Origin of the sequence: Streptomyces sp. NPDC093546, assembly GCF_044765045.1 — a bacterium.
Lineage (GTDB): Bacteria > Actinomycetota > Actinomycetes > Streptomycetales > Streptomycetaceae > Streptomyces.
In genome coordinates, this window is sequence record NZ_JBIWJG010000022.1 from 1 (window position 1) to 13,569 (window position 13,569).

Below are 13,569 nucleotides of genomic sequence, written 5' to 3' on the forward strand. Positions count from 1 at the left end.
GGTTACATTCCGAACCCGGAAGCTAAGCCTTTCAGCGCCGATGGTACTGCAGGGGGGACCCTGTGGGAGAGTAGGACGCCGCCGAACAAATATTGGGCCCCGGTCCCCGCACAATGTGCGGGGACCGGGGCTTTTTTGCGTTGAGCCTGGGTGACCGGCCGGTGGTTCCCGGCCGGTCACCCGACGGTTTTAGAGGCGGCCCGCAGCCTTCAGTGCAAGGTAGGCATCGGCGAGAGCGGGCGCGAGGTTGTCCGGTGTCGCGTCCACGACGGTGACGCCGTGGTGCTGGAGCTGTTCGGAAGTGCGGTGGCGCTGTGCCTGGGCCTGGGTGCCGGCTGCGGCCTCGTAGACGGCGTCGACGGAACCTCGGGCGCGGGCCATTTTCTCGGTGTGCGGGTCGGAGACGGAGGCGACCAGAACGGTGTGGCGCTGGGTGAGCTGGGGCAACACCGGCAGCAGGCCCTCTTCGATGGCCGCTGCCTCCAGACCCGTCAGGAGAACGACGAGGGAACGGCGAGGCGCGGAGGCCAAGGCCGTCGAGGTGAGGCCGCGGGCGTCGGTCTCGACGAGTGCGGGCTCCAGGGGGGTCAGGGCGTTCACCACGGCCGGGAGGATGTCATTCGCGGAGCGACCCTGGACGCGGGCGCGGATGGCCCGGTCGTAGGCCAGCAGATCCACACGGTCGCCGGCTCGCGTGGCGAGTGCGGTGAGGAGGAGTGCGGCGTCCATGGCGGCGTCGAGGCGGGGCACGTCGCCGACGCGGCCGGCCGAGGTGCGGCCGGTGTCGAGGACGATCAGGATGTGGCGGTCTCGCTCGGGGCGCCAGGTGCGCACGGCGACGCTGCTGTGGCGGGCGGTCGCCCGCCAGTCGATGGAGCGGGTGTCGTCGCCGGGGACGTACTCGCGCAGGCTGTCGAATTCGGTGCCCTGGCCGCGGGTGAGCACGCTCGTGCGGCCGTCGAGCTCACGCAGGCGGGCGAGCCTGGACGGCAGGTGCTTGCGGCTGGTGAAGGGCGGCAGGACGCGGACCGTCCAGGGGACCTGGTGACTGCCTTGCCGGGCAGCAAGGCCCAGGGGGCCGTAGGACCGCACGGTGATGCGCTCCGCGTGGCGATCGCCGCGGCGGGTCGGGCGCAGGACCGTGGTGAGGCGTCGGCGTTCACCGGCCGGGATCGTCAGCTTGTGCCGGGATGCGGGCTGCTCGGAGCCGGGGAGCCAGCTGCTGGGCGGCCAGGCGTCGCGGAGCTGGGCACGCAGGGGGCGCCGAGAAGGGTTGGTGACGGTCAGCTGAACTTCCGCGCTGTCACCGAGCCGAACGCTTGTGTCACCGCTTCGGGTGAATCGGAGCGTTCGCACTGGCACGGCAAGAGCGTAGTCGCACAGAATTGCGAGTGAGAGAGGCGCGTTGACAGCGAGCATCCCCGTCCAGCTGGGGGCGAGGATGCCGACGGGGAGAGAGCCGAGGGCGGCGAGCAGCGCGGTTCGTCCGGTGAGGGCCACGGGTCACTGCCTCATCGGGGGACGGGGACGTGGGCGAGGATCGAGGTGATCACGGAGTCGGCGGTGACGCCCTCCATCTCGGCCTCGGGCCGCAGCTGGACGCGGTGGCGGAGGGTGGGGAGTGCGAGGGCCTTCACATCGTCCGGGATGACGTAGTCGCGGCCGGTGAGCCAGGCCCAGGCGCGAGCGGTGGAGAGCAGGGCGGTGGCGCCTCGGGGTGAGACGCCAAGGGTGAGTGAGGGGGATTCACGGGTGGCACGGCAGATATCGACGACGTAGCCCGCGATTTCGGGGGATACCGACGTCTTGGCGACGGCTGCGCGGGCGGCTTCGAGGTCGGCGGGGCCGGCGACGGGACGTACTCCGGCGGCCTGGAGGTCACGCGGGTTGAAGCCTTCCGCATGGCGGGTCAGGACGTTGATCTCGTCCTCGCGTGAGGGCAGTGGAACCGTCAGCTTCAGCAGGAAACGGTCCAGTTGGGCTTCGGGGAGCGGATAGGTGCCCTCGTACTCGACCGGGTTCTGGGTGGCTGCGACGAGGAAGGGCTCCGGCAGGGGTCGCGGGATGCCGTCGACCGTGACCTGGCGCTCCTCCATCGCCTCCAGGAGCGAGGACTGAGTCTTGGGGGGCGTGCGGTTGATTTCGTCGGCGAGGAGGAGGTTGGTGAAGACCGGGCCGGGCTGGAAGGAGAACTCGGCGGTGCGGGCGTCGTAGATCAGGGATCCGGTGACGTCGCTCGGCATCAGGTCGGGGGTGAACTGGACACGCTTGGTGTCGAGTTCGAGAGATGCGGCGAGGGCGCGGACGAGCAGTGTCTTTGCGACGCCGGGGACGCCTTCCAGCAGGACATGGCCCCGGCAGAGCAGCGCGACGACGAGACCGGTGACAGCGGGGTCCTGCCCGACCACGGCCTTCGCGATCTCGGTGCGCAGGGCTTCCAGGGAAGCGCGGGCGCTGTCCGAGTTCTCAGGGGTCTCGGGGGTCGGGGCACTCATGAGGTGCGTACCTCTCTTTCGAGGGCGTCGAGTTGGTCTGCCAGCAGGATCAGCGCGGTGTCGTCGGTGGGGGCCGGGCCGAAGAGAAGGGTGCGGAGGTCCGTCTCCCTGGCGGCGTCCGGGTTGGTCCCGGTGAGGCGGGTGGAGACGGCAGGCAGCAGGGCGTCGGGCGCGTGGGCTTGCGCCGGAGGGACACCCAGGAGGGGAGCGAGGCGAGTTCGGGTCGCCGTGCGCAGGACGGTGGCCGCGCGGTCACGGGCGTTGGCCTTCCGGTAGAGGCGGGCGCGGCCTTCGGTGGATTCGGAGGCGCGGATGGCCACAGGGAGGCGTTCGGTCACGAGCGGGCCGAGGCGGCGGGCACGCCAGATGGCGGCGAGGACGGCGGCGAGGGCGAGTTGGAGGGTGCCCCAGAGCCAGCCGGAGGGGATCAGGGTGAGGAACGATGTCTCGCCGGCGCCCTGGCCGTCCTCGCGGTCGCCACCGCCTTCGGTGGCGGAGGGGTCACTCAGCGAGGGGAGGTACCAGACGAGATGGGTCCGGGAACCGAGGAGTTGGAGAGCGAGCGAGGCATTGCCCCGCTGGTCGAGACGGTTGTTGTAGAGGATGTCGGGGGCACCGAGGAGGACGGTGTCGCCGCCCGGGGGGCCTTGAACGCGCAGAAGCGTGGGCAGGCCGTCGCTGCGGTAGCAGGCGTCCGTGTCGGGGAGTTCGGTGACATAGCGCTCGCCGCCCATGTCGGCGTCGCCCGCGCGCTCGGCGGCGGGCAGGGAGCACTGAGGGGCGAGGGCCTCGGTCGCGGCGGGCGTGTCCGCGCTCACGCCGGGGGTCAGGGTCTCGAGGGATGCGTGACCCGCGGCGACCAGGACAGTTCGGCCGCCGGACGTGTCCATGGAGTCCCGCAGCACCGCTTGCTGATGGTCGGTCAGGAGATCCGGGGCTGCGACGAGGAGGGTGGTGTCGGGGCCCGCTGCGGTGGTGGCTTCGTCGAGGGTGGTCACCACACGGGTGGTGACGCCGTGGCCCTTGAGGAGCTCGGCCACGGCGCGGCTGCCGTAGCGGTCGGCGGAGCGCGGGTCGAGGCGGCCGTGCTGATCGCCGGAGCGGAGGACGGCCATGAGGATTCCGGCCACGATGAGGATCGTGAGCGCGATCAGCAGCCCGCGTGCCCTCTTCCAGACCTGGCGGGGTGTCAGCGCGAGCGAGGTGGGCGTGCCGGTCATGGGGCGGTTCCTCCGCCCGCTGCTCCCGCCGCTGCCGCGGCTCCTTCATTCAGCTGGGGCTTGGTCCGTTCCAGGGCGTCGTCCAGTTCCTTGAGGCGCTGGTACGCGGGCTGGTCGGCGGTGCGGCCGCCGTACGTCACGTCGTCGAAGGTGCGGGCCGCCGCGCGTAGTTCATCCGCGTGCGTCGGCATCGGGCGCGCCGCCTCGGCTGCGGCTTCGTCCGCGGTGCGACCGGGGCGCGGCTCAAGGAGGGCGCGTTCCTCCAAGGAGCGCACGATGGCGCGCATCCGCTCCTGGGTGGCTTCGCTCCAGCGGCCGGCGGTGGCGTGGGCCTCGGCGGCGGCGCGGTGTTCGGCGGCGCTGCGGGGGCGGTCGTCGAAGAGGGCGTCCGACCGGACGGCGGCGCGCCGGGGAGTGCCCAGGCGCCACCACAGGGCACCGACGAGCGCCACGACGACCAGAGCGATGACCACGACGCCGAGCAGCCCGCCCGGCGTGGCCGCTGAGGCGGAGGCGAAGATGTCGCCCACCCAGTCCCAGAACCGGTCGAGAGCCCGCTCCAGAAGATTCGGGTCGTCCTCGTGGTACATCGGCTTCGACAGTTCCCGCTCCGCCGCCTCACGGGCCGGCACGCGCGGAATGTCCACTGGCACGTCGTCGGTGGCGCGGCTCAGTGACCACGCCGTCGTCGGTCCCCCCGTGACCAGCACCGCATCAGCTCCTGGGCGTGTTGTCGCCGGGCGTGGAGCCGTAGCCGGGGACGCCGGCAGCGCGGGCGAGTTCCAGGTCGAGGGCCTCGCGGCGGATGCGCTGGTCCACGTACAGCAGGACGGTGACGCCGGAGGAGATGGGGTACGTGATCGACGAGCCGATCACCGCGCCGATGCCGGAGACGATCAGGAACGGCCATCCGTACTCCGGTGGAGTTCCGGTGAGCAGGCCGCTGATTCCGTCGCCGTCGACGGCCAGGGCGATGATGCCGAACGGGATGGCGATGATCATCGCGACCAGGAACAGCAGCAGGAGGGTCAGCAGCAGGATGCCGAAGATCCGCCACCACGAGCCCCGGACGAGCTTGGCGGAGCGGCGCAGCGAGGCGATGATCCCCTGCCGCTCCAACATCAGCGCCGGCGAGGCGAGGCTGAAGCGCACCATCAGCCAGATGACGACCAGGAGGGCGCCGAGGCCGCCGAAGACGGCCAGGGCGGCCCCGGCGACGGAGCCGAGGAGCAGCCCGGGAAGCACGCCGACCAGCATGATCGCCGTGCTTATCAGCGGCAGCAGCAGGGTCAGGCCCAGGAGCTGGGGCAGCCGGGGGCGGGCCTCGTGCCAGGCGTCGGAGATGTTCACCTGGCGGCCCAGCACCGAGCGGCTGATCACGACGGTGAGCAGCGCGGTGGTGAAGAGCGTGCCGATGAGGCTGATGAGCGTGGTCGGGGCCAGGGACACCATGCTCGCCTGGGCCGACTCGACGGACTGGCTCAGCGCCTCCGACGGCGTCGCGTTGGGGTCGGCCGCCGGCGGGTTGGGCACCAGGTAGCGCTGGATGAGGATGTCGGCGATCTGGGTCACCACGGCAACGGTGATCGTGATGCCGAGGACGGTGCGCCAGTGGGCCCGCAGGGTGGAGACCGCGCCGTCGAGGATCTCACCGACGCCGAGGGGACGCAGCGGGATGACGCCGGGCTTGGCGGCCGGAGGCCGGCCCCATCCGCCCTGGTGCTGTCCGCCGCCCCAGCGCGGTGCGGGAGGCGGGACAGGCCCGGTGGGGCCGGGGGAGCCCGGCGAGGACCACTGGCCGGCGGGCGGCTGCTCCTTGGACCACTTGGAGGCGGCGCCGTCGCCGTCGGCGGGCTGGGCGGGGCGCGGGACGCCGGCGCCCTGGTCGTCGGAGGGTGCGGACCCGGGCGAGGCCCAGCCCGGAGTGTCGTTCACGGTCGTCCACCTCGTGAATCTGTCGCTGGGCCGGCTCGTCGAGCCGGCTCGGTCGGGGTGCCGGGCCGCTCGGCTTGGCGGCAGGTTGGCAGCCATCGTGCCACGCGTCGCCCGCGGCCGGGCCAGGGCCTGTATCTCATCGGCACCTTCATTGTCGGTGGTTCAGCGGGCAGACTGGGCGGATGGCTGATCAGTACGCACACACGCCGTCCGGTACCGAGCCGTCCGCGTTGCCCGCACTGCGGTGGGAAGAGCCCCCGGAAGGACCGGTGGTCGTACTCCTCGACCAGACGCGGTTGCCCGCCGAGGAGGTCGAGCTGGTCTGCACGGATGTACCGGCGCTGGTGCGGGCGATACAGACGCTCGCCGTACGGGGCGCGCCGCTGCTGGGCATCGCGGGCGCCTATGGGGTCGCGCTGGCTGCCGCCCGCGGCTACGACGTGCAGGAGGCGGCCGCCCTGCTGGCGGGGGCGCGGCCCACCGCGGTGAACCTCGGCTACGGGGTGCGGCGAGCGGAAGCCGTCTACCGGGCGGCGCTGGAGAAGGGCGCGGACCGGGAGGAGGCGGCCGGGGTCGCGCTCGCGGAGGCGCGGGCGCTGCACCGCGAGGACGCCGAGGCGAGCGCGAGCATGGCGCGGCACGGACTGGCGTTCCTCGACGAGCTGCTGCCGGGCGGCGGTCATCGCGTCCTGACGCACTGCAACACCGGGGCCCTCGTGTCCGGGGGCGAGGGCACCGCCTTCGCCGTGGCGCTGGCGGCGCACCGGGCGGGCCGGCTGCGGCGGCTGTGGGTGGACGAGACGCGGCCGCTGCTGCAGGGGGCCAGGCTCACCGCGTACGAGGCGGCCCGGCACGGGCTGGCGTACACGCTGCTCACCGACAGCGCCGCGGGCTCGCTGTTCGCGGCCGGGGAGGTCGACGCCGTGCTGATCGGGGCGGACAGGATCGCCGCCGACGGGTCGGTGGCCAACAAGGTCGGGAGCTATCCGCTCGCGGTGCTCGCCAAATACCACCATGTGCCGTTCATCGTGGTCGCACCCGTCACGACGATCGACCTCGGCACGCCGGACGGGGCGTCCATCGAGGTGGAGCAGCGTTCCGGGCAGGAGGTGACGGAGCTCACGGCGCCGCCGCAGGTGATGCTGGCGCATGGTGGATCGGGTGGCGGGCTGCCGGTGGCCCCGCTCGGAACGCAGGCGTACAACCCCGCCTTCGACGTCACGCCGCCGGAGCTGGTGACGGCGATCGTCACCGAGGAGGGCGTAGTGTCGCCCGTCACCGCAACAGGAATCGCCGAGCTGTGTGCCAGGTCACGCCAGGTAACGATTAGCTAATGGGATGATGTCGATTATGAAGGGACGCGTCCTTGTCGTCGACGACGACTCCGCACTGGCCGAGATGCTCGGGATTGTGCTGCGTGGTGAGGGTTTCGAGCCGTCGTTCGTAGCGGACGGCGACAAGGCCCTGGCCGCATTCCGCGAGGTCAAGCCGGACCTGGTGCTGCTGGACCTCATGCTGCCCGGGCGGGACGGCATCGAGGTGTGCCGGCTGATCAGGGCCGAGTCCGGGGTGCCGATCGTGATGCTCACTGCCAAGAGCGACACCGTCGATGTGGTGGTCGGGCTGGAGTCCGGTGCCGACGACTACATCGTCAAGCCGTTCAAGCCGAAGGAGCTGGTGGCCCGGATCCGGGCGCGGCTGCGGAGGTCGGAGGAGCCCGCGCCGGAGCAGCTCACCATCGGTGACCTGGTCATCGACGTGGCCGGTCACTCGGTGAAGCGGGACGGGCAGTCGATCGCGCTGACGCCGCTCGAGTTCGACCTGCTGGTCGCGCTGGCCCGCAAGCCGTGGCAGGTCTTCACCCGCGAGGTGCTGCTGGAGCAGGTCTGGGGTTACCGCCACGCCGCCGACACGCGGCTGGTGAACGTGCATGTGCAGCGGCTGCGCTCCAAGGTCGAGAAGGACCCGGAGCGGCCGGAGATCGTGGTGACCGTCCGTGGTGTCGGTTACAAGGCCGGACCGAGCTGACATGTCCCGCGGCAGTGCTGCTCCGAAGCCCGGGAAGCCGGGAGTCCGTGCGGGGCGGGCTGCCGGTCCGGGGCGTGCCCCCTCGCGCATCGGCCGCCTGTTCCACGGCGGTCGGCTGCTCCAGGACGGGGCGCCCGGCGGTCGGGTGCTCCGGCTCCTGGCGCGCTGGGTGCGCCGCCCGCTGCTGCCCGCCCTGCGGCTGTGGCGGCGCAACATCCAGCTGCGGGTGGTCGCCGGCACGCTGCTGATGTCGCTCGGCGTGGTGCTGCTGCTCGGCATCGTCGTCATCGGGCAGATGCGCAACGGTCTGCTGGACGCCAAGGAGAGGGCGGCGCAGAGCCAGGCCTCCGGCGGTTTCTCCGCGGCGCAGGACCAGGCCAGTGCGCCGCGGCCCGGGCAGGTCGGCGGTGGCGCCGGCGGCCCGACGACGCCCTCGTCGCTGAACTGGCGCTCCGACCTGGTCGTGCAGCTCGCCAGCGGCGGGCAGAGCGCGTTCAACGTGGTGGCGCTGAGCTCCGACTCGGCGGGCACGGCCCCGAGCCGTGGCGCCCGGGCGTCGGGCGGCGTGGAGCCGGTGACGAGCATTCCGGCGGCGCTGCGCGAGTCGGTCGCGCAGGGGACCGGGACCTTCCAGACGTACACCCGCATCCACTACACCGACGGCAAGGCGTCCGAGGCCGGGCTGGTGATCGGCAAGCGGCTCAACGACATCGAGGGCAACTCCTACGAGCTGTACTACCTCTTCCCGCTGACACAGGAGGAGGACTCGCTCTCCCTGGTCAAGACGACGCTGGCGACGGCCGGGCTGTTCGTCGTCGTCCTGCTGGGCGCCATCGCGTGGCTGGTGGTGCGGCAGGTCGTCACGCCGGTACGGATGGCGGCGGGCATCGCCGAGCGGTTGTCGGCGGGCCGGCTGCAGGAGCGGATGAAGGTCACCGGCGAGGACGACATCGCCCGGCTCGGCGAGGCCTTCAACAAGATGGCGCAGAACCTCCAGCTGAAGATCCAGCAGCTGGAGGACCTGTCGCGGATGCAGCGCCGGTTCGTGTCGGACGTCTCGCACGAGCTGCGCACCCCGCTGACGACCGTGCGGATGGCCGCCGATGTGATCTACGAGGCGCGTGGGGACTTCGACCCGGTGACGGCGCGCTCGGCGGAGCTGCTGGGCGACCAGCTGGACCGGTTCGAGTCGCTGCTCGCGGACCTGCTGGAGATCAGCCGGTTCGACGCGGGCGCGGCGGCGCTGGAGGCGGAGCCGATAGACCTGCGGGACGTCGTGCGCCGCGTCATCGGCGGGGCCGAGCCGCTCGCGGAGCGCAAGGGCGGCCGGATCCTGGTCGTCGGCGACGAGCAGCCGGTGGTCGCCGAGGCCGACGCGCGGCGTGTCGAGCGCATCCTGCGCAACCTGGTCGTCAACGCCGTGGAGCACGGCGAGGGCCGCGACGTGGTGGTCCGGATGGCCGCCGCGGGCGGTGCCGTGGCCATCGCCGTACGCGACTACGGGGTCGGCCTCAAGCCCGGCGAGGCGACGCGCGTGTTCAACCGGTTCTGGCGCGCCGACCCGGCGCGGGCCAGGACGACCGGTGGTACCGGCCTCGGCCTGTCGATCGCGCTGGAGGACGCCCGGCTGCACGGCGGCTGGCTGCAGGCCTGGGGCGAGCCCGGCGGCGGCTCGCAGTTCCGGCTGACGCTGCCGCGCACGGCGGACGAGCCGCTGCGCGGTTCCCCCATACCCCTGGAGCCGGAGGACTCGCGGCGCAACCGCGAGCGGGCCGCCGCCGAGGGGCCGGAAGGCCCCCGGTCGGCGGCCGTGCCGGGACAGCCGGGCACGGGCCGCTCGCCGCTGCCGCCGGGGGCGCCGATATCGCCGCGGCAGGCACCGGCACAGGCGACCGCGGACCCGACCGCCCTGCCTGGCAGCGGAGCCCGGGTGGTGGCACGGCAGACCGGGGAGCGGACCGGCGAAGGCGCCGGACCGGCGCGCGAAGCGGATCGCGCACCGGGCACAGGCGGGGGCACAGGCGGGGACAGGGGCAGGGACACGGAGCGGGAGGGCATGGCTCGTGGGCGCTGAGCGTCATCGGTACGGGCGGGGACGTACGGCGCGGAGGGCCGCGCTGCTCGGCTGCGCCACGCTGGTCGCCGGCTGCGCCTCGATGCCGGACAGCGGAGACGTATCCGCGGTGAAGGCCTCCAAGCCGGGCGACTCCCAGGTGCGGGTCTATCCGGTGACGCCCCGGGACAACGCCGCGCCGGACGAGATCGTCGACGGTTTCCTGGAGGCGATGACCGGTGACGACCCCGGCTTCGCCACGGCCCGGAAGTACCTGACCAAGCAGGCGGCGCAGACCTGGAAGCCCGAGGAGCGCACCACGGTGCTCGCCGCCGCGCCCGAACCACAAGCGTTCGAGCGCACCGCCGGGGAGGAGGGCTCCGGCCTGCTCTACCGGCTGTACGGGCAGCAGGTCGCGGCCGTGGACGGCCATCAGGCGTATCAGCCGGTGGCCCCGTCCCAGTACAACGGCACGATCCATCTGGTGCAGGTCGCCGACCCGGAGGGGAAGGGCAAGGAGTGGCGCATCGACAGCCTGCCGCCGGGCCTCGTGCTCGGTGAGTCGGACTTCCTGCGCAATTACCGCTCCGTCAACAAGTACTACTTCGCCGCCGGGCGGAAATGGGTCGTGGCGGACCCCGTGTACATCCGGCAGCGGCAGGATCCGGTGACCCGGATGGACCCGGTGGCGCAGACCGTGAAGGCGCTGCTGGAAGGCCCGACGAACTGGCTGATGCCGGTGGTCGATTCGCGTTTTCCCACCGGCACGACGCTGAAGGAGGACGTGAAGTCGCTGACGCCCGACGACCAGAACCTGCTGAAGGTGCCGCTGAATGAGAAGGCCGACAATGTCGGCCAGGAGCAGTGCCGGAAGATGGCGGCCCAATTGCTCTTCACCGTGGGGGATTTGGCGTCCACCAGGGTCGAGCAGGTGGAGTTGCAGCGGTCGGACGGTTCGCGGCTGTGCGTGCTGGGGGAGGACCAGAAGGAGGATTTCATGGCCGACCCGACCGCCGTCGCCCCGAAGAATCCGTACTTCATCGATGCGAACGGGCAGCTGGCCGAGGTCGACGCCACGTCGAAGGACGTCGGCGGGCCGCGGCATGTGCCGGGGCCCTTCGGCGACGGCACGGCGAAGGTGGGTTCCGTCGCGGTGGCGCGGGACGAGCGGTACGCGGCGGGCGTGTCGCAGGACGGCAAGTACCTGAGGGTGGCGTCGATCGCCTCGGAGGGGGAGCTGCCGCAGCCGATCCTGCAGAGTGGGGGCGGCACCCCCGAGGACCGGCTGTCGGCCCCCAGCTGGGACGGGCGCGGCGATCTGTGGGTCGCCGACCGCGACCCGGCCAAGCCGCGGCTGCTCCTGATCCCGGGCGGTTCCGGCGCGCCGCTGCCCGTGGCGGCGCCGTGGCTCACCGGCGGCGTGCGGGTCAAGGCGCTGCGGGTCTCCGAGGACGGCGTGCGCGTGGCGCTGCTGCTGGAGAAGGACGGCAAGACCACGCTGCACATCGGCCGGGTGCAGCGGCACGGCACGGGCGCGCAGCAGACGGCCGCCGTGGTGGACCTGCAGTCGGCCGCGCCGCGCATGGAGTCGGTGAGCTCGGTGTCCTGGGCCGGGCCGAGCCGGCTGGTGGTGCTCGGCAAGCTGGCCGGCGGTGTGCAGCAGGTGCGCTACATCCAGACGGACGGCTCCACCTCGGCCGCCGGGGTTCCGGGGCTCAACCAGGTCAAGGCGGTCGCGGCGGCCAACGACGAGCGGGCGCCGCTGGTGGCGGCCTCCGCCGACGACGGCATCGTGCGGCTGCAGGCCGGCGGCAACTGGCAGCCGATGGCCGAGAAGGGCACGTCACCGGTCTACCCCGGCTGACGCCGGCGGCCGGCCCGCCCGCGCTCGCGGTTGTCCACAGGGGTGGCGGCGGGGTCGTGCCGCTCGGCACAGTGGGCTCATGCGGGGATGGTGGCGGGAGATCGCCGGGCTCGTGCTGCCCGTCGCCTGCGGTGGCTGCGGCCGCGCCCGTACGCAGCTGTGCGAGGAGTGCGGGCGCGCCCTGTACGGGCGTCCGCCCGGCCGGGTGAGGCCCATGCCCGAGCCCCCGGGCCTGCCCGTGGTGCATGCCGCCGCACCGTACGGCGATGCGGTACGGGCGGTGCTGCTGGGGCACAAGGAGCGCGGTGTGCTGGGACTGGCCCGGCCGCTCGGCCTCGCCCTGGCGGGGGCCGTCAGAGCGGCTGCTGCGTCTTCGGCGCCGTCGGCGGGGCTCGGGGCAGGGCCGCTGCTGCTGGTACCGGTGCCGTCGTCGCGGCGCGCGGTGCGGGCGCGCGGGCACGACGCGGCGCGGCGGATCGCGATGGCCGCGGCGGCCGAGTTGCGGCGTACGGGGACGGCGGCGCGGGTCCTGCCCGTGCTGCGGCAGCGGCGGCCGGTGTCGGACCAGTCGCGGCTGGACGCCCGGCAGCGGCTGGAGAACATGGCCGGAGCGCTGGAGGTGGTGGCGGGCGGCGGCCGGGCCCTGGCGGCCGGCAGGGCCGTACTCGTCGACGATCTCATGACGACCGGGGCCTCGCTCGTCGAGGCGGCCAGGGCCCTGCCCGGACACGTGGGAGCCGCGGTGGTCGCCGCGCCACCGTCGTCGTTCACCCGGCCGCCGTCGCCCCTCGGCAGGCGTGCGAAGTATTCGGAATAACTCGGAACTGAGCCGTGGCCTGCTTCGTTGCAGTCAGTGACGGAGGAAAAACGCTCGATCGGACGTACGTGCTGGTATCGGGTGCCGACATCCGTCCGAGCGAGCTATGTTCGGTTGTGAGGAATGGCGAAGCCCGCGCTTCACCGAATGCACTGCCGCGCTTCCGGGTGTTTAGCGGAATCCGGTCAGGACATGAAGTCGAGTGGGGTGGGGATCTTGTCCACTGGGGAGGAGGAGGTGAAAGTCGCCAAGTCCGAGGCTCCGGTGCTCACCGGGGTCTGGTGCAAAAGGGAGATGCTCGCCGGCCGGTGAGCCGGCGGAGCGATCCGGGAACGGAGTTCTGCGTGGACATCGTCGTCAAGGGCCGCAAGACCGAGGTGCCCGAGCGGTTCCGCAAGCACGTGGCCGAAAAGCTGAATCCGGAGAAGATCCAGAAGCTCGACAGCAAGGTGATCAGCCTCGACGTCGAGGTGTCCAAGGAGCACAACCCGCGGCAGGCCGACCGGTCCGACCGCGTGGAGATCACCCTCCACTCCCGCGGCCCGGTGATCCGGGCGGAAGCAGCGGCAGGCGACCCGTACGCAGCGCTTGATCTAGCGACGAGCAAGCTGGAGGCGCGGCTGCGCAAGCAGCACGACAAGCGCTTCACCCGGCGGGGCAACGCCCGGCTGTCGGCAGCCGAGGTCCCCGCGGCGATTCCGGGCGTGGCCAGGATGAACGGAAACGGCGCCATCGCCACCGAGGAGCGGCAGGACGACATCCCGACCACCAAGGTCGGCCCGCTCGAGGTACGCGGCGAAGGACCGCTGGTGGTGCGCGAGAAGACGCACAAGGCCGCCCCGATGTCGCTCGACCAGGCGCTGTACGAAATGGAACTGGTCGGTCACGACTTCTATCTGTTCGTCGACTCCGAGAACAAACTGCCCGCCGTGGTCTACCGCCGCCACGCCTACGACTATGGCGTCATTCACCTGGAGACCGACCCCTTGGCCGGTTCCGAAGCGGGCGGCGCCGGTGGTGCGCTCGGCGGCTGACCGCAGCCGACCCCGTCCCGAGACGGTGCCCCTGGAGCGCCCCGTGCGCCCCCAGGGGCACCACCGTGCGACCGGAGGAGCACCGCTTCGCCGCCCGGGCATGAAATCATGGCGTCTCACGCC

Annotated in this window: 11 protein-coding genes and 1 rRNA gene; 7 read left to right on the plus strand and 5 right to left on the minus strand. The window is 72.3% G+C overall.

Annotated elements, in window-relative coordinates:
- Positions 1-87, plus strand: a 5S ribosomal RNA gene (gene rrf, locus ACIRNI_RS30705); the annotation flags it as partial.
- 102 nt (positions 88-189) lie between these two features.
- On the opposite strand, the gene ACIRNI_RS30710 is transcribed toward rrf, so the two are convergent.
- The 5 genes from ACIRNI_RS30710 to ACIRNI_RS30730 are packed head-to-tail and all read right to left on the minus strand — an operon-like array spanning position 190 to position 5,650.
- Positions 190-1,500 carry a DUF58 domain-containing protein gene (locus tag ACIRNI_RS30710; RefSeq protein WP_403556480.1) on the minus strand — a complete coding sequence of 437 codons (1,311 nt, stop codon included), beginning with the start codon at positions 1,498-1,500 and terminating at the stop codon, positions 190-192.
- Positions 1,501-1,511: 11 nt separating this feature from the next.
- Positions 1,512-2,495 carry an AAA family ATPase gene (locus ACIRNI_RS30715; RefSeq protein ID WP_403556482.1) on the minus strand — a complete coding sequence of 328 codons (984 nt, stop codon included), beginning with the start codon at positions 2,493-2,495 and terminating at the stop codon, positions 1,512-1,514.
- A complete protein-coding gene (locus tag ACIRNI_RS30720) occupies positions 2,492-3,715 on the minus strand; it encodes a DUF4350 domain-containing protein (RefSeq protein WP_403556484.1) in 1,224 nt (407 codons plus the stop codon). The genes ACIRNI_RS30715 and ACIRNI_RS30720 overlap by 4 nt, the downstream gene beginning before the upstream one ends.
- On the minus strand, positions 3,712-4,425 hold the full coding sequence (locus ACIRNI_RS30725; RefSeq protein WP_403556486.1) for a DUF4129 domain-containing protein: 714 nt from the start codon (positions 4,423-4,425) through the stop codon (positions 3,712-3,714). Before ACIRNI_RS30725 ends, ACIRNI_RS30720 begins: the two co-directional genes overlap by 4 nt.
- Before the next feature lie 4 nt (positions 4,426-4,429).
- Positions 4,430-5,650 (minus strand): hypothetical protein, encoded by a 1,221-nt coding sequence (locus ACIRNI_RS30730; RefSeq protein WP_403556488.1) that lies wholly within the window; start codon positions 5,648-5,650, stop codon positions 4,430-4,432.
- A 182-nt stretch (positions 5,651-5,832) separates the two neighbouring features.
- Here ACIRNI_RS30730 and mtnA point away from each other — a divergent pair, with 182 nt between their 5' ends.
- The 6 genes from mtnA (at position 5,833) to hpf (ending at position 13,446) form a co-directional block, all read left to right on the plus strand.
- Complete coding sequence (gene mtnA / locus ACIRNI_RS30735) at positions 5,833-6,984, plus strand: S-methyl-5-thioribose-1-phosphate isomerase (protein WP_403556490.1); 1,152 nt, start codon at positions 5,833-5,835, stop codon at positions 6,982-6,984.
- A gap of 4 nt (positions 6,985-6,988) precedes the next feature.
- Complete coding sequence (gene mtrA, locus ACIRNI_RS30740) at positions 6,989-7,678, plus strand: two-component system response regulator MtrA (protein WP_355363568.1); 690 nt, start codon at positions 6,989-6,991, stop codon at positions 7,676-7,678.
- Between the two features lies 1 nt (position 7,679).
- Entirely contained in the window at positions 7,680-9,752 is a 2,073-nt protein-coding gene (gene mtrB, locus ACIRNI_RS30745; protein ID WP_403556492.1) for an MtrAB system histidine kinase MtrB, read from the plus strand.
- The gene (locus ACIRNI_RS30750) at positions 9,742-11,595 is read left to right on the plus strand and encodes an LpqB family beta-propeller domain-containing protein (RefSeq protein ID WP_403556494.1); all 1,854 of its coding nucleotides are present in this window, start codon (positions 9,742-9,744) and stop codon (positions 11,593-11,595) included. Before mtrB ends, ACIRNI_RS30750 begins: the two co-directional genes overlap by 11 nt.
- Positions 11,596-11,674: 79 nt before the next feature.
- Positions 11,675-12,412 (plus strand): ComF family protein, encoded by a 738-nt coding sequence (locus ACIRNI_RS30755; RefSeq protein WP_403556496.1) that lies wholly within the window; start codon positions 11,675-11,677, stop codon positions 12,410-12,412.
- Positions 12,413-12,756: 344 nt separating this feature from the next.
- Positions 12,757-13,446: a ribosome hibernation-promoting factor, HPF/YfiA family gene (gene hpf, locus ACIRNI_RS30760; RefSeq protein ID WP_403556498.1), complete on the plus strand. Its 690-nt coding sequence runs from the start codon at positions 12,757-12,759 to the stop codon at positions 13,444-13,446.
- Positions 13,447-13,569: the final 123 nt, after the last annotated feature.